The organism is Arthrobacter sp. sptzw42, assembly GCF_059089685.1.
This window is the reverse complement of sequence record NZ_JBNHEX010000003.1, coordinates 183,785-206,249: the sequence shown is the minus strand read 5'-3', so window position 1 is coordinate 206,249 and position 22,465 is coordinate 183,785. Positions and strand designations below refer to the sequence as shown.

Genomic DNA, 22,465 nt, shown 5'->3' with positions numbered 1-22,465 from the left:
TTTTACAGCCGGCCCGACGTCCCGGCCGGGCCCGCCGCGGCTTCGGCCGGGATGAGCACCGAAACAGTGGCCCCGCCTCCGGGAGTGTCACTGATGGTGAGTTCTCCGCCGTGCGCCTGGGCGATCCGGTGGCAGGTCGCCAGGCCCAGGCCTGTCCCGGGCCCGTCGCCGGGCCGGTTGAGCCGTACCAGTGGCTCCACGGCCCTGGCCCGGTCGGCGGGGAGGATGCCTTTGCCGTTATCGGCAACCTGGACCGTCACGCCCCGGGGGCCGTTTGCAGCCCTGACCTCGATCCGCAGCGGACGTTCCGGCGAGCGGTAGTTCAGTGAGTTGGCCAGGAGGTTTTGCAACAGGGTGCGAAGCTGCCCGTGGTCTGCGAAGAGCTTGGCGTCGTCGCAGGAGATCCCGCTGTCGGCGTCGAGGTCCACACCGAGGTCCTGCGCTGCCTCCGCCGTGACAGCCAGCAGGGACACGTGGTTACGGTTCAACCTGCCGTCGGCGCGCGAGTAGTCCAGCACGTCTTCCAGAGTTACCAGCATGCGGCGCCCGCCGTTGGCTATGAGTTCCAGGTACTCGGCGGAAGGGTGTCCTTGGGGTATGTCGGGGTCGTCCTCGGCCAGTTCCACATACCCCAGGATGGTGGTCAGGGGCGCTCGCAGGTCATGGCTGACCCGCCCGGCGAATTCGGCCAGCATCTCGTTGCTCCGGTGGAGATCTTCAAGGGCTGTGTTGAGCTGCAGCGTACGGTGCTGGAGTTCCAGAAGTTCAACGACCTGGCCGGCCAGGACCTCCACCAGGCGGATCTGCTCGGGCGTGGGCAGATCCGCCTGGTCAGAAAACACACAGAGCGAGCCAAGCACCAGGCCGGAAGAGGTCTCCAACGGCACGGAGGCGTAGAAGCGGACGTCCGCTATTTCCCCGGTCACGAACGGGTTGGACCGGAACCGCGGGTCCACGGAAGCGTCACGCACCACCGTGGACTCGCCACTCAGAAAGACGCTCGAGCACATCGAGTCCTCGCGGGAGCATATTCCGGGATCTATACCGGCGGCGGCGACCTGCAGCTGTTGGTCCGCGGTAATGATGTTCACCACGCTGTAGGGCACGCCGCACAAACTCGCTGCCAGGCGTACCAGGTTGTTCAGCGCAGCACGCGTCCTCGGGTCCACCAGCGCCGGCAACCCACCAGGGTCGGCGGGGATCAATCCGTATTCCCGAAGGCCACGATCGCGTGCGGCGTCCTGATCGGTCAGCGTTTGCATAGCCGTCCCGTCCATATTCTTTTTGTTCCCCCAGCATCTTCCGCCCGGGCCCTGCAGCTTCCCCGTGATGATACCGGATGGGGCCCGGCACTGTTGTAGTCTCTTGACACCGGCAGCAGCCTGATCTTCAATATTACGTATGCTGAAATAACAGTTCCATGATGCGGAAGCCTTGATCCGGGTTCACTGGTGATGGGCGCCGGGAAGTCCGGCATCCGCATAGCCGTCACCATGGATGCCAGCAATTGTTACGAGGTACCTGCCAGCATGAAGCTTGCCGAATTCAACACTGCTGACCCCGCCCGGGCAGCGGAGACGCTTAGACCCTGCATCGACGTTCAGCGCTGGGTGGACACTGTGGCTGCCGCCCGGCCCTTCCCTTCCAAGGACGCGCTCCTGGCGTTCGCCTCCGAGGCTGCCCACCCGTTCACTCCGGCCGAGGTTGAAGCAGCCATGGCGCACCACCCGCGGATCGGTGAACGTCCGACGGCGGCCACCACCGAGGCGTCCATGTCACGTTCCGAGCAGGCAGGGGTGGATCCGGCGGACAAGGCCCTGGCGGAGGCTCTGGCCCAGGGCAACAGGGACTACGAGGCCAAATTCGGCAGGGTCTTTTTGATCCGCGCAGCCGGGCGCACGGCTCCCGAAATCCTGCAGTCCCTGGACCAGCGGCTGGGGAACTCCCCCGCTGAGGAAGATTCCATTGTGGCCCAGCAGCTGCGCGAGATTGCCGTACTGCGGCTTGAAGGACTGATCACCGAATGAGCGTCTCCCACGTCACTACCCATGTCCTCGACACCGGCGCCGGCCGCCCGGCGGCCGGGGTCGCCGTCGTGCTTTACAAAAACAACGGCGGCAGCTGGCAGGAACTTGCAGCCTCCACCACGGATGCCGACGGCCGCGCGAAGGATCTGGGCCCGGAGCAGCTGGAACCCGGCAACTACCGGCTCAACTTCGCAACGGGCAGCTACTATGCCGGCCTCCAGACTGCCACGTTCTTCCCCGAGGTGGACCTTGTGTTCGAAGTCACCGGCTCCGAGCACTACCACGTTCCGCTCCTGCTCAGCCCCTTCGCGTACTCCACCTACCGCGGCAGCTGACACCCCTCCCCGTTGCCCTGTCACTTACAGTCCCCAAACCGGCGCCCTGGCAGCCGTAACTGATAGGGCAACGGCGGAAATGTAGGCTTGAGGCATGGCTTCTGAACAACCCCCCGCCGAGCGCCGCGAGATCACTGTCCGCCGGGCGCCCAAGTACGTCCCGTTCCTGATTCTGGGCGCACTGGTGGGTGTGGGGGCAGCAGCGGCGGTTGCTTACGGCCTGCCGGCGAGCGAGAGCTTTGACCCCGCCTCGGTCTTCGGATTTTTCCTGGTGCTCTTTGCCGGCGCCGGTGCCATCCTGGGCGCCGTACTGGCGCTGATCCTGGACCAGCGAAGCCTGAAAAGGCAGCAGCGGGCTGTGGTGGAGTCCGTCCCCGATTCCGAATCGGACACCGACCCCCGGCCCTAGGCAAGTCACAAACGGGCGGCCGGAAAAGTCCTCCTCCAGCTCGTGAGATAATCGACCAGTGGCACGCGGCGATGGAAAACTTTCCCATGATCTTCTCCCTGGCGAAAAAGGCCCGCAGGACGCCTGTGGCGTTTTCGGAGTCTGGGCACCAGGTGAAGAAGTAGCAAAACTTACCTATTACGGGCTGTATGCACTGCAGCACCGCGGTCAGGAGTCCGCTGGCATAGCCACCAGCGACGGCAACCGGATCAACGTCTACAAGGACATGGGCCTCGTCTCCCAGGTCTTCGACGAGACCACCTTGAACACCCTTACCGGACACCTGGCGGTGGGCCACTGCCGCTACTCCACCACCGGAGCCAGCCACTGGGCCAACGCCCAGCCCACCCTCGGCGCCACCAGCACCGGAACGGTTGCCCTGGCGCACAACGGCAACCTCACCAACACGGCTGAGCTCAACGCGATGATCCAGGAACGCAACGGCGATCAGCTTACGGGCGAGATGAAGCAGGGCAACACCTCGGACACAGCCCTGGTGACGGCCCTCCTTGAGGGCGAGCCGGGCAAAACCCTCGAAGAGACGGCCATCGAACTGCTGCCCAAAATCAAGGGCGGCTTCTGCTTTGTCTTTATGGACGAAGGCACCCTTTACGCCGCCCGCGACACCTACGGCATCCGCCCGCTGGTCCTGGGCCGGCTGGAGCGCGGCTGGGTTGTCGCCTCCGAGCAGTCGGCACTCGCCACCGTCGGCGCCAGCTTCATCCGTGAGATCGAGCCGGGCGAGTTCATCGCCATCGACGAGCAGGGCGTGCGTTCCCAGCGTTTCGCCGAGCCGACGCCGGCGGGCTGCGTTTTCGAGTACGTTTACCTCGCCCGCCCGGATGCCGCCATCGCCGGCCGATCGGTGTACGAGTCCCGGGTGGAAATGGGCCGCCAGCTGGCCCGCGAAAACACGCAGGCCGCGGACATCGTTATCCCGGTTCCGGAGTCCGGTACGCCTGCAGCCGTGGGTTACGCCGAGGAATCCGGCATCCCGTTCGCCCACGGCTTCGTCAAGAACTCCTACGTAGGCCGCACCTTCATCCAGCCCTCGCAGACCCTGCGCCAGCTCGGCATCCGGCTCAAGCTCAACGCCCTCGAGTCCGTGATCCGCGGCAAGCGCGTGGTGGTGGTGGATGACTCGATCGTCCGCGGCAACACCCAGCGCGCCATCGTCCGGATGCTCCGCGAAGCCGGCGCCGCCGCTGTCCACGTCAAAATCTCCTCCCCGCCGGTCCAGTGGCCCTGCTTCTATGGCATCGACTTCGCTTCCCGGGCCGAGCTGATCGCCAACGGCGCCACGATCGAGGAGATCTCGCAGGCCATCGGCGCGGACTCGCTGGCCTACATCTCCGAGGACGGCATGATCGGCGCCACCCGGCAGCCGCGCGAGCGCCTCTGCACCGCCTGCTTTACCGGCAAGTACCCCATCGAGCTTCCGGGCGCGGACAAGCTCGGGAAGAACCTCCTCGAACGCACCGACCTCGGCGGCCTGAAGCCCTCGCCTTCCGCCCTCCCCGGTGCCACCGCGGCCCTTGCCGTGGACTCCGAAGAGGACCCGGCGGAGAAGTCCGGCGCCACCGGCTGCGATCCCGGACCGGACTCGGAGTTCGAGAACCTGCTGACCGAAGCCGACCTTGTGCCAGACGTACACGCCGCCGCCGGCACTGACAAGAAAGAGTCCGTATGACTTCCGCTGCCCCCGCCTCCGGCAACACCTCCGGGAACACTGCAGGCATCACTTACGCCTCCGCCGGTGTCGATGTCGAAGCCGGCGACCGCGCCGTCGAGCTGATGAAGGGTGCCATCAAGGCCACCCACAACTCCTCGGTAATCGGCGGGGTAGGCGGGTTTGCCGGCCTCTACGATGTCTCCACGCTGCTCACCTACAAGAAGCCGCTGCTGGCCACGTCCACCGACGGCGTGGGTACCAAGGTTGCCATTGCCCAGGCCATGGACGTCCACGACACCATCGGATTCGACCTGGTGGGCATGGTGGTGGACGACATCGTGGTGGTGGGTGCAGAGCCGTTGTACATGACGGACTACATAGCCTGCGGCAAGGTGGTGCCCGAGCGCATCGCCGATATTGTCCGCGGCATCGCAGCGGCCTGCTCCGTCGCCGGCACCGCACTGGTGGGCGGCGAAACGGCCGAACACCCTGGCTTGCTGGGCGAACACGAGTACGACGTCGCAGGCGCAGCCACCGGCGTTGTTGAGGCCGACCAGCTCCTGGGACCGGACCGTGTCCGCGCCGGGGACGTGGTGATCGGCATGGCTTCCTCCGGCCTCCACTCCAACGGCTACTCGCTTGTCCGCCGCGTAATCAACCACGCCGGCTGGGCATTGGACCGCCAGGTTTCCGAACTGGGCCGCACCCTGGGCGAGGAACTCCTCGAGCCCACCCGCGTCTACGCCGCGGACTGCCTGGACCTCGCCCGCACCTTCCCCGTCACCGGCGCATCAGCGGTGCACGGCTTCAGCCACGTGACCGGCGGAGGCCTGGCTGCCAACCTTGCCCGCGTACTCCCGCAGGGCCTCGTGGCCACGGTGGACCGCTCCACCTGGGAACTGCCCGCCATCTTCAAGCTGGTGTCCGAACTAGGCAACGTCCCGCTGGCGGACCTGGAACGCACGCTGAACCTGGGCGTAGGCATGGTGGCCATCGTCTCGGCTGACGCCGCTGACGCCGCAGTTGCCCGCCTCAACGACCGCGGCCTGCCTTCCTGGGTGATGGGCACCGTCACCGGGGACTCCGATTCCATCCTGAAGTCTGGCCCGGACTACGTTCAGGGCGCCAAGGGTGTGGATGGCGGGGCAGTCCGCCTGGTCAACGCCTACGCCTAGCATTTCCTCGACGCCGGTGGGTGCCTTCAGGGGTACCCACCGGCATTTTTGTGCCCGCTGCACCTCTTGGGCGCATTACGGTTTGCGTAATTGCGAATGATTATTGTTAGTATGAGACCTGCCCTGAGTCCTGTTACGAAATGATGCCCAGATGCCTGCACCCGCCCTCTCCGTGAAAAACCTCGCGCTGGCGCATGCAGGCCAGCCGCTGGTGCATCCCCTGACGTTTTCCGTCCACGCAGGTGAGTGCGTTGCCCTGTTGGGCGCCTCCGGATCGGGAAAGTCACTGACGGCCGCCGCCGTGACTGGAACCGTCCCGGAAGGGATCACCGTCAGCGGGGCAGTCACCTTCCCAGGGCATCCGGCCGTAGCCGGCAAGGTGCAGGCAGCCCCGGGGAACGCGGCATTAATCCGCCAGGACCCGCAGACCTCCCTCAATCCGCTGGTCCCCGTGGGCAAACAGCTCCTCCTTCCGCTGCGCAGGGCCGGGCTCAGCCGGACGGACGCCCGGACGCAGGCTGGCCGGTTCCTGGCCCGGGCCGGAATCGAGCAGCCTTCAGCCATCCTGCCCCGCTACACCGGCGAGCTGTCCGGCGGGCAGCTGCAAAGAGTCTGCATCGCCCTGGCACTGGCCTGCGGTACCCGCGTCCTCGTGGCTGATGAGCCCACTACCGCCCTGGACGCCGTCACCCGGCTGAAAGTACTTGCGACCCTCGGCGCTTGGGGGGCCGAGGGCCGCACGCTTCTCTTTATTACCCATGACCTCGCGGCCGCCGCCGCGCTGTGCAGCCGCGCCATGGTCATGGAGGGCGGCCGGATCGTGGAAGACGCACCGATGGCGCAACTGCTCCGTACTCCGCGGCACGCCTACACCCGTCGGCTGGTGCAGGCAGCCGGTGCAACTTCGCCCTCGGCTTTTCCGGGAACCCCCGCGGCTGGAACAACAGCGGTGGCAGCATGACCGCCGCCCTGGCCGCAAATGGCATCTCCTTTGCCTACCCGCCCCGCGGCTTCCGCAGCAGGCGACCCGCGGAAAAGACGCTGGCCAACGTCAGCCTTGCCCTCTCCCCCGGCACCAGCACAGCGCTTGTGGGAAGCTCCGGCTCGGGCAAGTCCACCCTGGTGCGGATTCTCCTGGCCATGGCAAAGCCCTCCGCAGGCACCGTGACGCTCGGCGGACGGACCGTGGGGCCCGGAACCGCCAAAACACTTCGCTGGTACCGCCGGACAGTGCAGTACATTCCGCAGAATCCTGCAGGCAGCCTCGATCCCCGGATGACCGTTTGGCAGCTGTTGATGGAACCGTTGCGGCAGCTCCGGCTGGAAGGAAACCACCGGGAGATGATCGGCGATGCGCTGGAACGCGTCGAGGTGCCGGCTGCCCTGATGCACCGCCGCCCGGGGGAACTGTCCGGCGGGCAAAGCCAAAGGGTGGCCATCGCCCGCGCCCTGGTTGTCTCGCCCGCCTACCTCTTGGCCGACGAACCCGTCAGCGGCCTGGACCTCCCCCTCCGGGATACCGTGCTGACATTGCTGGCCGGACTGGTGCGGAATGACAACCTGGGACTGCTCCTGGTCACCCACGACCTGGAAACCGCCCGGCTGTGCGGCACCACGGCCGTGCTTGCAGGCGGCACCGTCGTGGAACAAGGGCCATCGGGGAAGGTGCTGGAAAACCCCGCCAGCCCGGCCGCCGTCGAGCTCGTGCAGGCCTCGGCTAACCTGCAGCTCCACTGCGCCGTCCCGGCGGGTGCCCTGTGACCGCCCTCAGCGCTGCAGAACAGACAGCAGCAGAACCCCGTCCTGCCCCTGGCCTCCTTCTCGCCAGCCAGCTCGTCTTCAACATCGGCTTCTATGCGGTGGTTCCGTTCCTGGCTCTGGTGATGACCCAGGACTTCGGAATGACCGCCACCGCGGTGGGCGTGGTCCTGGGCGCCCGCGTCTTCAGCCAGCAGGGACTCTTCCTGGCGGGCGGGATGATCACGGACCGTTGGGGGCCGCGCCGCGCCATGCTGGCGGGCTGCCTGGTCCGCATCTCCGGCTACCTGGCCCTGGCTCTGGCCGGCAGCTTTCCGCTGTTCCTCCTGGGCGCCGTGCTCACGGGCATGGGTGGGGCACTGTTCTCCCCGGCCCTGGAATCACTGGTTGGCAGGGCAGAAGAACGACGGCGGAACACCAGCGGGAAGGCACCTGGACTTTTTGCGCTCCTCGCCATCTGCGGAGAAATCGGGGCCGTGGCCGGCCCTCTGGTGGGAGCACTGCTGCTGGGGTTTTCCTTCAACTGGGCCGCGGTGGCCGGGGCGGCGGTCTTTGCCGTCATGACCGGGGTGCTGTGGCACCACGTGCCGGCCCGGGCCGGAACACCTGCTCCAGCCCGCCTGCATTCCCCTGCCCTGCCCGCCGACGGCGTCCCCGCGATGCTGCGGGACAAGCGTTTCCTGGCCTTCGCCGCCCTTTACAGTGTGAACCTGCTGGCCTACAACCAGCTCTACTTCGGCCTTCCCATCGAGCTGACCAGAAGCGGCGCAGGACCTGAGGCCCTGGCCGTGCTGTTCGCCGTTGCCTCCGTCCTTACCGTGGCGCTGCAGTGGCCAATCTCCCGGCTGACCACCCGAATGGGCGCCGGGCGGGCATTGACAACCGGCTTCTTCCTCAAGGGCCTGGCCTTCGCCACCATGGCCCTGCTTGCCAGATTCCCTGCCACCGGCACCCTGCAGCTCCTGCCGCCCCTGCTGCTCGTGGTGGGGCTGTGCCTGGGGCACATGTGCATCGGACCCGTGGCCATGCCGCTGGTCCTCGACTTTGCCCGCGGCCGCCTGACCGGCATCTACTACGGACTTCTTGCGAGCATGGGCGGCTGCGCAGTGCTGCTGGGCAACTTCGTCCTGGGACCGCTCTACTCAGGTGCCTCCCGGCCGGGCCCTGACGCCGTCTGGCCCTGGGCGGTGATGGCGGCACTCATGGTGATTCCCGCCGTCGGACTTCCACGGCTTCTGCCGGCCAGGCGCTGAACCGCCGCGCATATCAAGTAAACGCTCATTCCGGCAGTAAGCCGGCTCTCCCACCGACAATCGAAGCAGGTAACAAACGTGCCCAAAAAACGACTCCAAACAGGCGTAACTACCCTTTCAGCCCTCCTGATCGCTGCCGGCCTGAGCGGATGTTTCGCCGGCACCGAGCAGGCGGCCGAGGGCGGGGACGGTGCCGGCCGGATCAAGGTGGCCATGCTTCAGCCGCCCCGGTCCGGGTTGTCCCCGTTGAGCGACGACGCCTTCAAGCTGTCGCGCTGGAAGACCGCCGAAACCCTGGTGGTCCTGGATGATCTCGGCGAGGCCAAGCCGGGGCTGGCCACCGAGTGGCAGCAGATCGATGAGACCTCGTGGCGCTTCACTCTCCGGGAAGGTGTGCAGTTCCACGATGGGACAGCCATGACGTCGGCGGAGGTTGTTGCCTCCCTGACCGCTGCCGCGAAGGCCAGCCCTAAGCCGAGGATCCTCGACGGCGTCGAACTTGCGGCCGATGCTGACGGTCCCGGCGCTGTAGTGGTCAGGACGTCGACGCCCGATCCACTTCTGCCCCAGCGGCTGTCCAGTCCCCAGCTGGCCGTCCTCGCGTCCTCGGCTTACCAAGAGGGCGGCATGGTTGACCCGCGGAATGCAGGCACAGGGCCGTACCGGCTGGTGTCTGTGGACGGCACCTCGTCCGCACGGCTGGACCGCTTCGACGGGTATTGGGGTGAAAAAGCGGAGGCCGACGGCGTGGACGTCCAGTTCGTCCCGGACGGAACCGCCCGGGCAGCGGCTCTGCGGACCGGGGATGCGGACATTGTCGAAGCCATACCCGTGGGTCAGGTGGAACAGATCGATCCCGCCCTGGTGCACGAGGTGCCAATGCCGCGGACCAACACGCTCTACCTCAACACTGCCGCGGGTCCGTTCGCTGATCCGGCCGTCCGCGCCGCTGCCCGCGGGGCGATCGATGCCGGCACCGTTGTGGACAGGGTTTACGAAGGACGCGCGGACAAGGCAGCCGGGCTGCTCGGCCCGGCCCTTCCGTGGGCGGCGGACGAGCGGAATAACGAAGGGTACGCTGCAGCCCTTGCTGCCCGCGTTGCCGCAACCGCGGTGAAGGGGACGCCCATCCGGCTTGGAACCTTCACCGACCGGGCCGAGTTGCCGGAAGTTGCGGTCCAGCTGGAGCAGCAGTTGGAAGCCGCCGGTTTCACCGTAGAGCAGGATGTCCGCGAATACCAGCACATCGAGGCGGACGCCCTGGCCGGGAAATTCGATGCCTTCATCCTCTCCCGCGCAACTGTGCTGGATTCCGGTGATCCCGTGGCCTACCTCTACAGCGACTTCTCCTGCAGCGGATCCTTCAACATTTCCCAGTTTTGCGATCCGGCTGTGGACGCAGCCTTGGCCAGGGCCGCAGGCATTCCTGCCGGCCCGGAACGCCGTGCTGCCATCGCGGCCGCCGAAGGCCTCATCCTGGCCCGCGACCCCGCCATCCCGCTGCTGCACGAACGGGTCATCCAGGGCGAATCCGTAAGGGTGCGGGGCGTGGAGCGGGATCCGCGCGAACGGGCCCTGATCACGGGCAGGACAGCAGTCAGCAGCACGACGGAAAGCACGGGCGGCGGGTCCACCGGCACAGGCGCGGCCGGCTGATGCCCGCTCTGGTTTTCCTGAAGGTCACCGTCTCGCGGATCGTCGCCCTCCTCGGGCTGGTGGTGCTGATCGGGATGATGCCGTGGCTCTCGGGGCGTGGCGCCGAGTACACCATCCTCCGTGCCAGGTACGCGGACCGCGAGCCCACGCCGGAAGCATTGGCTGCCATCCGGGCGGAGCTCGGTTTGGAGCAGGGACCGGTGGCCATGCTTGGCTCCTGGGTCCAGGGGGTGCTTGCCGGTGACCTTGGCACGTCCTGGATCAGCAATACTCCGGTGGGACCCGGCGCCGCGGCTGCGTTGAGCGTGTCGGTGACGCTGATGGGTTTCGCCATTGCCATAGCAGCCGTTATTGCCCTGCTGATCTGCGCGCCGGCCGTAGTGGACGGCCTCCGGCAGCGGCGGAGGACAGCGTCCGGCGCGCTTTCCGCCGCACTCACCTCGCTGCCGGAATTCCTGCTTTCCGCCATGCTGCTGGTGGCAGGTGCCATCTGGCTGCAGTGGTTTCCGCCCTTCGGTTGGAAGGGCCCGGAGTACGCCGTCCTGCCCGCCCTGGCCCTCGGCATTCCTGCGGGCGGCCTGATGGGGCTGCTCCTGTCCGACGCCATCCGCGCCGGCTTCGGCGAGAAGTGGGTGGGCACCTGGCGGTTGGCAGGAACAGGACCCGGGCGGCTGACGCTGGCTGTGCTGCGGCGGGCACTGCCATCGGTGCTGCCACAGATCGGGCTGGTCCTCATCGGACTAACCGGCGGAGCGGTGGCGGTGGAAAAGGTCTACGCCATTCCGGGGCTCGGCCGGTTGCTCCTCGGTGCCGCCGGCGCCCAGGACATTCCCACCCTCCAGGCGGGCATGCTGGCACTGATGGGGCTGGCACTGCTGGTGGGAACGCTGACGACGGCGGCGCGGTACCTCCTGATTGGGCCCGCGGTCCGCTTCGGCACGCTGCCGCTTCCGGAGCCGGCGCGGTCAGGGCGGCGCCGCCGGCCGGCGGTGCCGGCAGTCGCAGCTGCCGCCTTGCTGCTCATTGTCGGGGCCGGGCTGCTGCGTGATCCCTTCACCTCCGCCCACGCCAGGCTCGCGGCACCCACCTGGGCGCTGCCCTTTGGTGCCGACGCCAGCGGCCGTGACCTCCTGGCCCGGGTGGGACACGGCGCCCTGGGGACGCTGGGGACTGCGCTGGTAGTGGTCCTGGTCTGCCTGGCGGTGGGAATCGCCGTCGGGCTGTTCCCCTTGGCCGCTGCGGGGCCGCTTGAGGTGGCCAACGCCGCGCCGCCCATCCTCGCCGGGCTGGTTGTTGCTGCCGTGCTGGGACCCTCGGCAGAGGGCGCTGCCCTGGCCGTGGCCGCCGTAAGCTGGGCTCCGCTGGCCGCACATACCGCCGCGCTTGCCCAGGAGGCACGGGCGCAATCCTACGTGCAGATCCTCCCTGTTCTGGGGGTGGGCAGGGCGCGCATCATGCTTCGCTACATCCTGCCGGCGGTGGTGCGGCCGCTCCTGCGCCACGCGATGCTCCGGCTGCCGGGGGTTGCCCTTGCCCTGGCGGCACTCGGGTTCCTGGGGCTGGGACCCCAGCAGCCGTCACCAGACTGGGGCCTGATCCTGGCCGAGGGCATCGGCTACGTGGAACGGGCGCCGTGGGCGGTCCTGGCACCGGCTTCCGCGCTGGTCCTGGCGTCAGTTCTGGCTGTGAGCCTGGCCGGACAGCAAAAAGCCCGCCCCGGCACCGTATAAGGCGAAGGGGGCGGGCTTTATGTCTGCAGTTCAGCACCCTCAGTCTGCGAAGACCAGGGGGCTACAAAGAAGCGCAGCACTGATCCGAGCTGAAAGACCGGGACCCCGATACTGAATCCATGAGTGCGACGGTGTCACAGGGCTGTCCGGTTACGGCAACAGACCTCGGGACAACTAGCCGATACGACGGGTATCTACCTCGTCGTCATCTTCTTCCAAATCATCCGCGTACTTGTCCACGTAAGCCGAATAGTCCGGTTCAACCGGCTCGTTGGCGAAACGGCTGGGAGCGCGGACTTCTGAACTCTTGAGCTCACGCTGGAGAGCTGTGTAGTCAGTGTTCGGGGAGTAGTACTTGATGTCCCGAGCCTGTTTAGTAGCTTTTGCCTTTTGACGGCCGCGCCCCATGGCGTGACCCCCTTTTGTACTCGGACCGGAGGTGGTCACCTTGGCTATGGTGAGGCCCCGGAATGTTTGGTCAATTTGTCGTACACCTAGATTACATGCTTTCTACTGCTCCCGCTTGCCAGGCGCGCTCCCGCAGTGCCGATGCACATCACATGCAGTACCGCTCCTGCCCTGCCCAGGCCGGAATCAGGCTTTTTTCTTCGGTAGAGTCACATCAGCAACTACTGAGCCCGGCCGGAATTCCGGCGCCCGCGCGGAGAAAAACGCAGGAGGATGCACCCCGTGAACCACCAGGACGTCCCGCCCAAGCCCGCCTCTTCGCCCGCCGCCGGCCTGCCCACGGTACCCGCGGCCGAGTATGGAGTCCCGGCAGTCGAGCCCCCGTTACGCAGGCGGCAACAGCGGAATGAAGCCGGGGCGGGGGGCCGCAACCGGTCGGCCCTCCCGGAGGGGCCCGAAGCGGGCCGCGGGAGCATCAACCAGCGGACGCTGTGGAAGGCGTTGTTCGTTGTTGTTCTCCTGGCGGTCATCGGCTCGCTCGTTTGGCTTGCCCTGTGGTTGAACAGCAACGAAAACCAGGAGGCGTCCGGAGGCGCCGCTGCCGGTGTGCTGGAAACCGCCGCCACTCCCCCCGCCAGTCCGCTGCCCCTGCCCCGCGAGGCGGAACCTGCCGACTATGCCCTGGGCGACTGCTTTAAGGACTTCAGCCCGGAAGCGCTGAAAGCCACGGTTGTCCCCTGCGACACCGGCCATTCAGCCCAACTGGTCGCCTTGTTCCGCTACCCGGAAAGCGAGTCGTACCCGGGCCCCGAGGCGTTGAAGGCCAAAGCCCTGGAAGCGTGCCAGGCCGCAAGACTGGGACCTGCGGCCAACGAGTACACCCTGAACTTCGAGCGGAGCTTTCCCAGTTCCACCAGTTGGGAAAGCGGGGACCGCAGGGTGGACTGCTACGTCACCTCCCCCGGCGGCAACAACGTTAACGCGAGCGTGCTGCCCTAGCGCCTGGGGCACCAGGCGCCAGGGCAGCACGTCCTGGCCCGGCTACACGTCCACTGCTTCCGGTGGGCCTATTCCTTCCGGCGAACCACCAGTCCGGTTCCGGGGACCGCACCGCCGTTGGGCTTGGCCAGCGCTTCCAGCCCCTCGATGGTGAGTTCAACGGAATCGGTGGCCGTGTCCACCAGCACGGTGTCGCCGTCCGAGATTTCGCCGGACAGGATCGCCTTGGCCAGACGGTCGCCGATTTCCCGCTGGACCAGACGGCGCAGTGGCCGGGCGCCGTAGGCGGAGTCGAAGCCGGACATCGCCAGCCAGGCGCGGGCGCCGTCGGTGACGTCGAGGGTCAGCCGGCGCTCGTGCAGCCGCCGTCCCAGTTCGCCCACCTGGAGTTCAACGATGCGGGCAAGCTCCTCCACGGACAGCGGGTCGAACAGCACCACTTCGTCCAGCCGGTTCAGGAACTCCGGCTTGAAGGAGGCGTTGACGGTGGCCATCACGGCGTTCCGTTTGGCCTCGGCATCCAGCGAGGGATCAACCAGGAACTGGCTGCCCAGGTTGGAGGTCAGCACCAGGATCGCGTTGCGGAAGTCCACGGTGCGGCCCTGGCCATCGGTGAGGCGGCCGTCGTCGAGCACCTGCAGGAGGATGTCGAAGACCTCGGGGTGGGCCTTCTCCACTTCGTCCAGCAGCACTACCGAGTACGGACGGCGGCGGACGGCTTCGGTGAGCTGGCCGCCCTCCTCGTAGCCCACGTAGCCCGGAGGGGCACCCACGAGCCGCGCCACGGAATGCTTCTCGCCGTACTCGGACATGTCAATCCGCACCATGGCGCGTTCGTCGTCGAACAGGAAGTCCGCCAGTGCCTTCGCCAGCTCCGTCTTGCCAACGCCTGTGGGGCCAAGGAACAGGAACGAACCGGTGGGGCGGTTGGGATCACTGATGCCGGCGCGGGCGCGGCGGACGGCATCGGACACGGCGGTGACGGCCTTCTTCTGCCCGATCAGCCGCTTTCCGAGCTCCTCCTCCATGTGCAGCAGCTTCTGGCTTTCACCCTGCAGCATCCGGCCTGCGGGGATCCCCGTCCAGGCGGAGATGACCTCGGCAATGTCGTCTGCGGTCACCTGCTCCGCCACCATCTGGGCGGACTTGTCCGTGATGGCGGCTTCGGCCTCTGCGGCAGCGTTCAGCTCCCGCTCGAGCGCCGGAATTTCGCCGTAAAGGATCCGTGATGCCGTCTCAAGATCCCCTTCGCGGGCGGCCTTGTCGTACGTGGAACGCAGCTCGTCCAGCTTCGCCTTGAGGTCACCCACCCGGTTGAGCCCGGCCTTTTCGGCCTCCCAGCGGGCATTCAGCGCAGCCAGTTCCTCTTCCCTGTCCGCCTTGTCCGCCCGCAGCGCGGCGAGGCGCTCCATGGAAGCAGCGTCGGTTTCGCCTTCCAGGGCGAGTTCTTCCATCGTGAGCCGGTCGACGGCGCGGCGGAGCTGGTCGATCTCCTCGGGTGCCGAGTCGATTTCCATCCGCAGCCGGGACGCGGCCTCATCGACCAGGTCGATGGCCTTGTCTGGCAATTGGCGCCCGGAGATATAGCGGTTGGAGAGGGTCGCTGCTGCCACCAGGGCAGAGTCTGCGATGGCAACCTTGTGGTGCGCCTCGTAGCGCTCCTTGAGGCCGCGGAGGATGCCGATGGTGTCCTCGACGCTGGGCTCACCCACATACACCTGCTGGAAGCGGCGCTCCAGGGCAGGGTCCTTTTCGATGTTCTCGCGGTATTCATCGAGGGTGGTGGCACCGATGAGCCGCAGTTCGCCGCGTGCCAGCATGGGCTTGAGCATGTTGCCCGCGTCCATGGATGAGTCTCCGGTGGCACCTGCACCCACTACCGTGTGGATTTCATCGATGAAGGTAACGATCTGGCCGTCGGAGTTCTTGATTTCCTCGAGGACGGCCTTGAGGCGCTCTTCGAACTCGCCGCGGTACTTGGCGCCGGCCACCATGGAGGCGAGGTCCAGGGCGATGAGGGTCTTCCCGCGCAGGCTTTCGGGCACGTCCCCGGCCACCATGCGCTGGGCCAGTCCTTCGACGACGGCGGTCTTGCCCACGCCGGGCTCACCGATGATGACGGGGTTGTTCTTGGTCCGGCGGCTGAGGACCTGGACGATCCGGCGGATTTCGTTATCGCGGCCGATCACCGGGTCCAGCTTGCCGGACCTGGCCATGGCGGTGAGGTCCGTGCCGAACTTTTCCAGCGACTGGAAGGTGTTCTCCGGGTCCGGGCTGGTGACTTTTCCGTCGCCGCGCACGCCCGGCAGGGCGGCGAGCAGCGCTTCGTGGGAGGCGCCGGCGTCACGCAGCAGCCGGCCTGCGGCGTCGCTTCCGGCCGACAGGCCCAGGAGGAGCACTTCAGTGGAAACAAAGGTGTCGCCCAGCCGGTCGGCTTCCTCCTTCGCGTTTTGGATGGCCTGCAGGGCGGGCCGGGACAGCTGCGCCTGCTGGCTGGACGCCCCGGACGTGGCCGGCAGCGCTTTGATGGCACTGCTGGCCTGGACGCTGACAGCGTCCGGATCGGCGCCGGTTGCGCGGAGAAGCGCCACCGCTACGCCTTCACGCTGGTCCATCAACGCTTTAAGCAAATGGGCAGGTTCCACCTGCGGGTTGCCGGCGGTGGAGGCATTCATGGCCGCAGCCGAAAGAGCCTCCTGGCTCTTGGTGGTGAATTTGACGTCCAAAGAGAGCTCCTTTCAGGGCAATTGATCTAAGTTGAGTCTACTACGCTCAACTTTGGATGGGGTACTTTTTATTTTCAGTTTTCCCACAGCGAACCCGCACGCCTCACTTCCCCCCCCGTTTCCAAGCAGAGCCATCCACCCTAGGATCGGCTTGTGACCGGGGAGCACAGTGCCGCCGGCGCACAGGAGACCGGACAGGCAATGAAGAAGTTTGTTGTTCTCTACATCGCAGCACAGTCGGCCCAGGCGCAGATGGCCGAAAGTTCGCCGGAGGCAGCCCGGGAAGGCATGAAGGCGTGGATGGCGTGGGCCGAGGGCGCCGGCGACGGCATTGTGGACCTGGGCACCCCGCTGGGAGCGGGGAAGGAAATCACCTCAACCGGTACCTCAGATACCAGCACCGGCGTCGCAGGTTACGGAATCCTCCAGGCCGAGGACCTCGCCGGTGCCCAGGCTCTGTTGGACGGCCACCCGCACCTCATGATGCCCGGCGCCAGCATTCAGGTTTACGAGTCCCTGGACCTGCCGGGGATGTAGGCCGCCGCCGTGGGGAGCAGGCCGAGGACCGGCATCCGCTCAACGGCAACGGCAGCGGCGTCAGCCCGCCGGGTAACCGGCCGCCGGTTTGGTCTCGATGTAGTTGATGACCAGGAACTCTCCCGCCGGGACCAGTTCCACATACCAGCGCGTGGGCTTGTCCAGGTCCTCCCAGCTGCCTTGGCCGGCAACCACGGGGCGGTACACGGCATCGAACTTCAGGAACGTGCCGCTGTCTGTGGCGCTCGAGTCGATCTCCTGCAGCAGTTCGAACATTCCCCGCCCGCTGCTTTCCGGTTCAGCAGAGCGGACCGCTGCCAGGTTCTGCTGGTTCATTACCTTCACGGAGGTGAAGTACTGCTGCCAGGCCACGTCGCTGTGCGACGTGAAAAGGGTGTTCGAGTAGGCCTCCGCATTCCTGGCCGCAAGCCGCTCGACACAGTTCCCGGGGACCGCGGTGCCTGGAGTCCAGGCGCTGACCAGCTCCGAACCGGCGTTGAGCCAGGCGCTGTACGCGTTCAGGACACTGCCGATCGTCTCGCGCGGTGTGCCGATGGGGATCCGGACCGGCAGCAGGTCGTTCTGGCCAACGAAGGGGCACTCGGCCGGCAGCGCGGACACCGGCGTAGCCGGGGCGATGTCCGGCAGAGGGGCCGGCGACGGGAACAGGCTGCAACCGCTTGTGCCAGCCAGCAACGCAAGGGCGGCAGCCGCCGTCGTAATTTTTCTGCCGAGGACATGCCCCGCTGGTACGTTCATTAGTTCTCCCCCAATACGCCGCGCCCGTCCGCGCGACGCTGACCAGCCTACCCTTCGGGCTCACCGCACCATTAGCCGGGGCCAGAGCGACTAGTTCGGGTAGATGGCCACGGACCCGGCCTTGATCACGAAGTACACCCGCATGCCTGGCGCCAGCGCGAGATCAGCGGCGGCGGCCGGCGTGATGTCCGCGTTCAGCTGCCCGCTTTCGCCCGCGCGGACGCGGACCCCGTCCCCGTGCGGCTCCAAATCGGTGATGGTCACCGGAAAGGCGTTGCGCGGGCTGCCGTGCGCTTCAGACAGGAAAACCGAAACGGCCGACGGCGGGAAAACCGCCACGCCTGGCTGTCCGGCGGGCAGCGGGCCCGGAAGCTCGTGGTGCTGCCCGTAGAGGTTCAGCCCGCCGGACCGAAGCCCATGGTCCGTTATTTCGCCGGCCAGGAAATTGAGCCCTGCGAGCCCGGCGGCGAACCGGCTGCGGGGCCGCTGGAGAACCTCCCGGGTGGGGCCTTCTTCTGAGATTCTGCCCTTCTCCAAAATGACCACGCGGTCCGCCAGCATCAGGGCATCCAGGACGTCGTGGGTGATGATGATGGCCGGCCTGGCCGCCAGGACCCGCTTCAACAGGCGGCGCAGCAGCGGCGCGGAATGGATGTCAAGGGCAGCCATGGGCTCATCCAGAAGAAGGAGCCCGGGATCTGCTGCCAGGGCGCGGGCCACGGCAACCCGCTGGGCCTGGCCGCCGGACAGCCCCGCCGGACGGCGGCCATGAAGATCCTGCGCTTCCACCTCGGCCAGCCAGCGCGCAGCTTCTGTCCGTGCCTGGCGCCTGGCCACCCCGGCGCTCCGTGGCCCGAAGGCCACGTTTTCCAAGGCGTCGAGATGCGGAAACAGCAGGGGTTCCTGGGCGAGCAGGGCGGTGCCGCGGCGGTGCGGCGGCGTCCATGTCCTCCTGCCCGGCGAGAGATCGAACAGTGTCTTCCCGTCAAGCTCGGCCCGCCCGCTGTCCGGCCGAAGCAGGCCTGCGATGGCGGACAGCAGGGTTGATTTACCCGCACCGTTCGGCCCCATCACTGCCACTGTTTCACGGGGGCCGACAGTGAGGGCCACGTCCAATCCCCGCTCCGCCACGGTTGCCTCAAAGATCAACGTCACGGGCCGTTCCCGCCCGGCGCGGCGGCCGTCGTCGTGCGCTGCCTGGACGCCCGGAAGGGACTGTTGCCGGGCCGGCGGTACGCAAGTGCCACCACAACGACCGCCACAGCCACCAGTACCAGGGACAGTGCGACGGCGGAATCCGGATCCGTTTCCCGCTGCAGGTAGATTTCCAGCGGCAGGGTCCGGGTCACCCCCTGGAGACTGCCTGCGAACGTCAAGGTGGCGCCGAATTCACCCAGGCTGCGGGCGAAGGCCAGCACCGCACCGGAGGCCAGGCCGGGCAGCACCAGCGGCAGCGTTACACGGCGGAACACCCGCCCGGGCGAGGTGCCGAGGGTGGCCGCCACGGCTTCATACCGTTCTCCTCCGGTCCGCAGGGCCCCTTCTAGGCTCACCACCAGGAAGGGCAAGGCCACGAAGGTCTGGGCCAGGACAACGGCCGTGGTGGAAAAAGCGATCTGGAGGCCGAAGACGTCCAGGGTCCTGCCAAGGAGGCCCTGGCGGCCGAACGTGTACAGGAGCGCGATGCCGCCCACCACGGGCGGCAGCACGAGTGGGAGAAGCACCAGCGAGCGCAACAGGCCCTGCAGCGGAAACCTGCCCCGGGCCAGGACCAGCGCCAGCGGCACACCCAGCGCGATGCACAGGACCGTGCTGGCGGCGGAGGTCCGCAGGCTCAGGCCCAGGGCTGACACGGCGGATTCGGAGGTGACCAGCGGAAGGAAGTTGCCCCAGTTGACCCTTGCCACCAGGGCGGCCAGCGGCAGGACCACCACCAGCGCGGCCAGGACCGCGACGGCATGCACCCAGCGCGGTATGCCGCTGTAGGCCTGGCGGCTCACGGGCTGCTGCTCACTGTTGACCACTGCCGAAGCCGGCGGATGCCAGGACTTGTTGGCCTTCGGGGCTGGCCAGCAGTTCGAGGAAGGCCCGGGCGTCTGCGCTGTTCCGGCTGTTGGCCAGCACGGCGGCCGGGTAGCTGTTGATGGTGGTGGCGGCTTCCGGGAAGGGAACAGCATCCACCTTTCCTGCCGCGGACCGGACATCGGTGACGTAGACCAACCCCGCGTCGGCTTCCCCGGAGATGACTTTGCCCAGCACATCCGTCACGGAGTTTTCCTCACTGACCGGGTTGAGCTCGGCACCAGTCCGCTGTTCGATGGCGGCAACGGCGGCACCGCATGGCACCTGCCGTGCACACTGGGCCAGCCGCGTACCCGGTTCCGCAAGATCCGTGAAGGAGCTGATGCCGGCCGGGTTTCCCGGCGGGACTGCGATGGCGAGCGTGTTGGTGGCGAAGACCCTGGGACCGCCGTCCACCAGCCCGGCCTCCTGCAGCTTTTCCATGTTCCTGGTGTCGGCGGAAGCGAAGACGTCAGCCGATGCGCCCTGGCTGATCTGCGTGGCAAGGTCCGCGGAGCCGGCGAAGCTGAGGCTGACGGTTGTGCCGGGGCGCCTGGCTTCGAACGTCCGGGCCAGCTCCGTGAAGCTGGCCTTGAGGGAGGCGGCGGCAAAGATCGTCAGTGACCCGCCGCTGCCGGCGGCCTGGCCGCTGCCACCGCAGGCTGCCAGCGTAGCCGTCATCAGGACCGCGAGCAGCAGGGCCATTCCCTTCTGGCCCGTCACAGGCCCTTGCCCTGCGGCGTCTCGATGATGACCGTGGTGGCTTTGACCACGGCGGTGGCCACGGAACCGAGCTCCAACCCCAGATCGCGGACAGCTTCGCTGCTCATCAGTGATACCACCCGGAACGGCCCGCACTGCAACTCAACCTGGGCCATCACTTTGTCCGCTGTGATGCCGGTGACCAGCCCCACAAACCGGTTCCGCGCCGAACTGCCTGTGCGGTGTGGATCGTCCGGCAGTTGAGCCAACTTCTGCGCATGCCGGGCCAATTCCAGCCCGTCCACGGCGATCCGGCCGCCGTCGTCCTTCACGGGGGTAAGGGAGCCGTTGTCCAGCCAGCGGCGCACGGTATCGTCACTGACACCCAGGAAGCGGGCAGCCTCAGCAACGCGGATAATCGTCATAACGGCAGTTTAGGGCTCATTTGCGGAAACAGTCTTACAAAACTGCCGCAGCTTCGGAATTACCGGCCCGCTGCCGGCACCCGGTTCCCCCCGGCAGGTCCCACTAGACTTCCTGCATGGCCATCTACATCGACCCGCCCCTCTGGCCTGCCCACGGGACGCACTTCTCGCACCTGGTCTCGGACTCGTCGCTGGCGGAACTGCATCAATTCGCCGCCGCGGCCGGGATTCCGGAGCGCGCCTTCGACGCCGACCACTACGACGTTGCCGAGCGCCGCTTCGATGACCTGGTGGCCGCAGGAGCGGTTCCGGTGGAGGCCCGGGTCCTGGTCCGCAAACTGATTGCAAGCGGGCTGCGGATCCCTGCCCGGCAGCGGAACAAGTCACTCAAGGTTCCGCTGTTCAACCGCTGGGACGCCATCATGCCCGGCCACGACGCGCTCTTCCTCGACCTTCTGGACCGGTGGAGCGAGCCCCACCGCCGGTACCACGGCTGCACCCACCTGCTCTCAGTCCTGGAAGCCCTCGACCTGTTGGCCGATCCGGCCGACCCTCCCCGGACCGTGCTGCTGGCCGCCTGGTTCCACGACGCCGTCTACCGGGGTGCGGCCGGCCAGGACGAGGAGGAATCAGCACGCCTCGCGGAGGACCGGCTCCCTGCTGCCGGCCTTGACGAAGCGGACGTGGCTGAGGTGGCCCGGCTGGTGCGGCTGACGTCTGGCCACCGCCCGGAATACGGGGACGACGACGGCGCCCTCCTCTGCGACGCCGACCTTTCGGTTCTCGGGGGCGAACCTGACGAGTACGCCAGGTATGTTGCGGACGTCCGCCAGGATTATGCCCACATCGGTGACGCCGACTTCGCAGCCGGACGCGCGGCCGTCGTACGCCACCTGCTGGAACTTGACCCGCTGTTCCACAGCGGCCGCGCCCGGGAGCTTTGGCTGGACGCCGCGCACCGGAATTTAAGAGGTGAACTGGCGTGAACGCAGGTCCCTCAAACGCTGCCCATACCTTTACAGCGAGCGCAGCCCATCGGCAACTGCCCTACATCGTGCGGATGGAGTGGGGGCTGGACGGTGCCAGGACCATAACGTCCGGGGCGGACCTCGCCGTGGTGGTGGACGTGTTGTCTTTCGGCACCTGCGTCAGCGTGGTCCTCGACCGGGGCGGCGTGGTTTTTCCTTTCCCCTGGAAGGACACGGGCGCTGAGGGCTTTGCCGCGCGCCACGGGGCCCAACTGGCCGGGCCCCGCAACGGGGGCGGGCTCAGCCTCTCCCCCGCCAGCCTCCGCGCTGCAGCGTCGCTGGACCGGGTGGTGCTGCCGTCCCCGAACGGTTCGGCGCTCTGCCACGGGCTGGCGCGCGAGGTCCCGCTGGTAGCAGCCGTGTCCCTGCGCAATGCCGCGGCAACAGCCGACTGGGTAGCTGCCAACCTCGCCGAGGAGGCGGTGGTCGCGGTGATTGCTGCCGGTGAGCGGTGGCCGGACGGCACGCTGCGCCCCGCAGTGGAGGACCAGATCGGGGCAGGCGCATTCATCGCCGGACTGGTAGCTGCGGGCAAGGGCGGCTACGAGGCGGAGGACGGCAGGCATGGCTACTCGCCGGAGGCCGTGGCGGCGATGGCGGTCTTCGAAGCCGCGGAGCCGAGGCTCCGCGGGATGCTGCACGGTTGTTCCAGCGGCCTCGAGCTGGCCGGTGCGGGCTACGCCGGGGACGTCGATATCGCCGCGGAACTGGACGGCAGCAGCGCGGTGGCCATCCTGGCGGACGGGGCCTTCAGCCCGCGCTGACT

Annotated in this window: 22 protein-coding genes; 14 read left to right on the top strand and 8 right to left on the bottom strand. The window is 67.3% G+C overall.

The features are described from left to right. Positions 1–2: 2 nt before the first annotated feature. Positions 3–1,262 (bottom strand): GAF domain-containing sensor histidine kinase, encoded by a 1,260-nt coding sequence (locus AC5RT4_RS05025; protein WP_494105041.1) that lies wholly within the window; start codon positions 1,260–1,262, stop codon positions 3–5. Positions 1,263–1,529: 267 nt separating this feature from the next. On the opposite strand from AC5RT4_RS05025, the gene uraD reads away from it, so the two are divergent. The 10 genes from uraD to AC5RT4_RS04975 all read left to right on the top strand — a co-directional run bounded on the left by uraD (position 1,530) and on the right by AC5RT4_RS04975 (position 12,054). Then, a complete protein-coding gene (gene uraD, locus AC5RT4_RS05020) occupies positions 1,530–2,027 on the top strand; it encodes a 2-oxo-4-hydroxy-4-carboxy-5-ureidoimidazoline decarboxylase (RefSeq protein WP_494105149.1) in 498 nt (165 codons plus the stop codon). Continuing rightward, positions 2,024–2,362 (top strand): hydroxyisourate hydrolase, encoded by a 339-nt coding sequence (uraH, locus tag AC5RT4_RS05015; protein WP_494042070.1) that lies wholly within the window; start codon positions 2,024–2,026, stop codon positions 2,360–2,362. Before uraD ends, uraH begins: the two co-directional genes overlap by 4 nt. 94 nt (positions 2,363–2,456) lie before the next feature. Then, positions 2,457–2,771 carry a hypothetical protein gene (locus AC5RT4_RS05010; RefSeq protein ID WP_494105040.1) on the top strand — a complete coding sequence of 105 codons (315 nt, stop codon included), beginning with the start codon at positions 2,457–2,459 and terminating at the stop codon, positions 2,769–2,771. Positions 2,772–2,829: 58 nt separating this feature from the next. Then, the gene (purF, locus tag AC5RT4_RS05005) at positions 2,830–4,500 is read left to right on the top strand and encodes an amidophosphoribosyltransferase (protein ID WP_494105039.1); all 1,671 of its coding nucleotides are present in this window, start codon (positions 2,830–2,832) and stop codon (positions 4,498–4,500) included. Continuing rightward, positions 4,497–5,657: a phosphoribosylformylglycinamidine cyclo-ligase gene (purM, locus tag AC5RT4_RS05000; RefSeq protein ID WP_494105038.1), complete on the top strand. Its 1,161-nt coding sequence runs from the start codon at positions 4,497–4,499 to the stop codon at positions 5,655–5,657. The genes purF and purM overlap by 4 nt, the downstream gene beginning before the upstream one ends. A gap of 151 nt (positions 5,658–5,808) precedes the next feature. Further along, positions 5,809–6,618, top strand: a complete 810-nt coding sequence (locus tag AC5RT4_RS04995) for an ATP-binding cassette domain-containing protein (RefSeq protein WP_494105037.1) — start codon at positions 5,809–5,811, stop codon at positions 6,616–6,618. Continuing rightward, positions 6,615–7,418 (top strand): ABC transporter ATP-binding protein, encoded by an 804-nt coding sequence (locus AC5RT4_RS04990; RefSeq protein ID WP_494105036.1) that lies wholly within the window; start codon positions 6,615–6,617, stop codon positions 7,416–7,418. Before AC5RT4_RS04995 ends, AC5RT4_RS04990 begins: the two co-directional genes overlap by 4 nt. Then, on the top strand, positions 7,415–8,668 hold the full coding sequence (locus tag AC5RT4_RS04985) for an MFS transporter (protein WP_494105035.1): 1,254 nt from the start codon (positions 7,415–7,417) through the stop codon (positions 8,666–8,668). Before AC5RT4_RS04990 ends, AC5RT4_RS04985 begins: the two co-directional genes overlap by 4 nt. Positions 8,669–8,746: 78 nt before the next feature. After that, on the top strand, positions 8,747–10,324 hold the full coding sequence (locus tag AC5RT4_RS04980) for an ABC transporter substrate-binding protein (RefSeq protein WP_494105034.1): 1,578 nt from the start codon (positions 8,747–8,749) through the stop codon (positions 10,322–10,324). Further along, positions 10,324–12,054, top strand: coding sequence for an ABC transporter permease subunit (locus AC5RT4_RS04975; protein ID WP_494105033.1), 1,731 nt, complete (start codon positions 10,324–10,326; stop codon positions 12,052–12,054). Before AC5RT4_RS04980 ends, AC5RT4_RS04975 begins: the two co-directional genes overlap by 1 nt. Before the next feature lie 174 nt (positions 12,055–12,228). On the opposite strand, the gene AC5RT4_RS04970 is transcribed toward AC5RT4_RS04975, so the two are convergent. Then, positions 12,229–12,462, bottom strand: coding sequence for a DUF3073 domain-containing protein (locus AC5RT4_RS04970; RefSeq protein WP_494042173.1), 234 nt, complete (start codon positions 12,460–12,462; stop codon positions 12,229–12,231). 273 nt (positions 12,463–12,735) lie between these two features. Between AC5RT4_RS04970 and AC5RT4_RS04965 the strand changes: the two genes are divergently transcribed. Further along, complete coding sequence (locus tag AC5RT4_RS04965; protein ID WP_494042061.1) at positions 12,736–13,461, top strand: septum formation family protein; 726 nt, start codon at positions 12,736–12,738, stop codon at positions 13,459–13,461. A gap of 68 nt (positions 13,462–13,529) precedes the next feature. Here AC5RT4_RS04965 and clpB read toward each other — a convergent pair whose 3' ends face one another. Next, the gene (gene clpB / locus AC5RT4_RS04960; protein WP_494105032.1) at positions 13,530–16,187 is read right to left on the bottom strand and encodes an ATP-dependent chaperone ClpB; all 2,658 of its coding nucleotides are present in this window, start codon (positions 16,185–16,187) and stop codon (positions 13,530–13,532) included. Positions 16,188–16,340: 153 nt separating this feature from the next. On the opposite strand from clpB, the gene AC5RT4_RS04955 reads away from it, so the two are divergent. Continuing rightward, entirely contained in the window at positions 16,341–16,724 is a 384-nt protein-coding gene (locus tag AC5RT4_RS04955) for a hypothetical protein (protein ID WP_494105031.1), read from the top strand. A gap of 60 nt (positions 16,725–16,784) precedes the next feature. Here the strand turns inward: AC5RT4_RS04955 and AC5RT4_RS04950 are convergent, their stop codons facing one another. The 5 genes from AC5RT4_RS04950 to AC5RT4_RS04930 all read right to left on the bottom strand — a co-directional run bounded on the left by AC5RT4_RS04950 (position 16,785) and on the right by AC5RT4_RS04930 (position 20,671). Then, the gene (locus AC5RT4_RS04950) at positions 16,785–17,483 is read right to left on the bottom strand and encodes a hypothetical protein (RefSeq protein WP_494042058.1); all 699 of its coding nucleotides are present in this window, start codon (positions 17,481–17,483) and stop codon (positions 16,785–16,787) included. Positions 17,484–17,573: 90 nt separating this feature from the next. Further along, complete coding sequence (locus tag AC5RT4_RS04945) at positions 17,574–18,638, bottom strand: sulfate/molybdate ABC transporter ATP-binding protein (RefSeq protein WP_494105030.1); 1,065 nt, start codon at positions 18,636–18,638, stop codon at positions 17,574–17,576. Beyond that, positions 18,635–19,483, bottom strand: coding sequence for an ABC transporter permease (locus AC5RT4_RS04940; RefSeq protein ID WP_494105029.1), 849 nt, complete (start codon positions 19,481–19,483; stop codon positions 18,635–18,637). The genes AC5RT4_RS04945 and AC5RT4_RS04940 overlap by 4 nt, the downstream gene beginning before the upstream one ends. 10 nt (positions 19,484–19,493) lie before the next feature. Continuing rightward, positions 19,494–20,249, bottom strand: coding sequence for a molybdate ABC transporter substrate-binding protein (gene modA / locus AC5RT4_RS04935; protein WP_494105148.1), 756 nt, complete (start codon positions 20,247–20,249; stop codon positions 19,494–19,496). Positions 20,250–20,263: 14 nt separating this feature from the next. Continuing rightward, entirely contained in the window at positions 20,264–20,671 is a 408-nt protein-coding gene (locus AC5RT4_RS04930; protein WP_494105028.1) for a TOBE domain-containing protein, read from the bottom strand. Between the two features lie 116 nt (positions 20,672–20,787). Here AC5RT4_RS04930 and AC5RT4_RS04925 point away from each other — a divergent pair, with 116 nt between their 5' ends. Together AC5RT4_RS04925 and AC5RT4_RS04920 are read left to right on the top strand one after the other, a co-directional pair. Then, positions 20,788–21,657 (top strand): DUF4031 domain-containing protein, encoded by an 870-nt coding sequence (locus AC5RT4_RS04925; protein ID WP_494105027.1) that lies wholly within the window; start codon positions 20,788–20,790, stop codon positions 21,655–21,657. Then, positions 21,654–22,463 (top strand): 2-phosphosulfolactate phosphatase, encoded by an 810-nt coding sequence (locus tag AC5RT4_RS04920; protein WP_494105026.1) that lies wholly within the window; start codon positions 21,654–21,656, stop codon positions 22,461–22,463. The genes AC5RT4_RS04925 and AC5RT4_RS04920 overlap by 4 nt, the downstream gene beginning before the upstream one ends. Positions 22,464–22,465: the final 2 nt, after the last annotated feature.

What these genes read in the sequence shown, in the direction of transcription:
- AC5RT4_RS04930 (WP_494105028.1), bottom strand. Translation starts at nt 20,671, where the DNA reads ATGACGATTATCCGCGTTGCTGAGGCTGCCCGCTTCCTGGGTGTCAGT.
- AC5RT4_RS05025 (WP_494105041.1), bottom strand. Translation starts at nt 1,262, where the DNA reads ATGCAAACGCTGACCGATCAGGACGCCGCACGCGATCGTGGCCTTCGG.
- uraH (WP_494042070.1), top strand. Translation starts at nt 2,024, where the DNA reads ATGAGCGTCTCCCACGTCACTACCCATGTCCTCGACACCGGCGCCGGC.
- AC5RT4_RS05010 (WP_494105040.1), top strand. Translation starts at nt 2,457, where the DNA reads ATGGCTTCTGAACAACCCCCCGCCGAGCGCCGCGAGATCACTGTCCGC.
- AC5RT4_RS04990 (WP_494105036.1), top strand. Translation starts at nt 6,615, where the DNA reads ATGACCGCCGCCCTGGCCGCAAATGGCATCTCCTTTGCCTACCCGCCC.
- AC5RT4_RS04950 (WP_494042058.1), bottom strand. Translation starts at nt 17,483, where the DNA reads ATGAACGTACCAGCGGGGCATGTCCTCGGCAGAAAAATTACGACGGCG.
- AC5RT4_RS04975 (WP_494105033.1), top strand. Translation starts at nt 10,324, where the DNA reads ATGCCCGCTCTGGTTTTCCTGAAGGTCACCGTCTCGCGGATCGTCGCC.
- AC5RT4_RS04925 (WP_494105027.1), top strand. Translation starts at nt 20,788, where the DNA reads ATGGCCATCTACATCGACCCGCCCCTCTGGCCTGCCCACGGGACGCAC.
- AC5RT4_RS04995 (WP_494105037.1), top strand. Translation starts at nt 5,809, where the DNA reads ATGCCTGCACCCGCCCTCTCCGTGAAAAACCTCGCGCTGGCGCATGCA.
- modA (WP_494105148.1), bottom strand. Translation starts at nt 20,249, where the DNA reads ATGGCCCTGCTGCTCGCGGTCCTGATGACGGCTACGCTGGCAGCCTGC.
- purM (WP_494105038.1), top strand. Translation starts at nt 4,497, where the DNA reads ATGACTTCCGCTGCCCCCGCCTCCGGCAACACCTCCGGGAACACTGCA.
- AC5RT4_RS04965 (WP_494042061.1), top strand. Translation starts at nt 12,736, where the DNA reads ATGCACCCCGTGAACCACCAGGACGTCCCGCCCAAGCCCGCCTCTTCG.
- uraD (WP_494105149.1), top strand. Translation starts at nt 1,530, where the DNA reads ATGAAGCTTGCCGAATTCAACACTGCTGACCCCGCCCGGGCAGCGGAG.
- AC5RT4_RS04970 (WP_494042173.1), bottom strand. Translation starts at nt 12,462, where the DNA reads ATGGGGCGCGGCCGTCAAAAGGCAAAAGCTACTAAACAGGCTCGGGAC.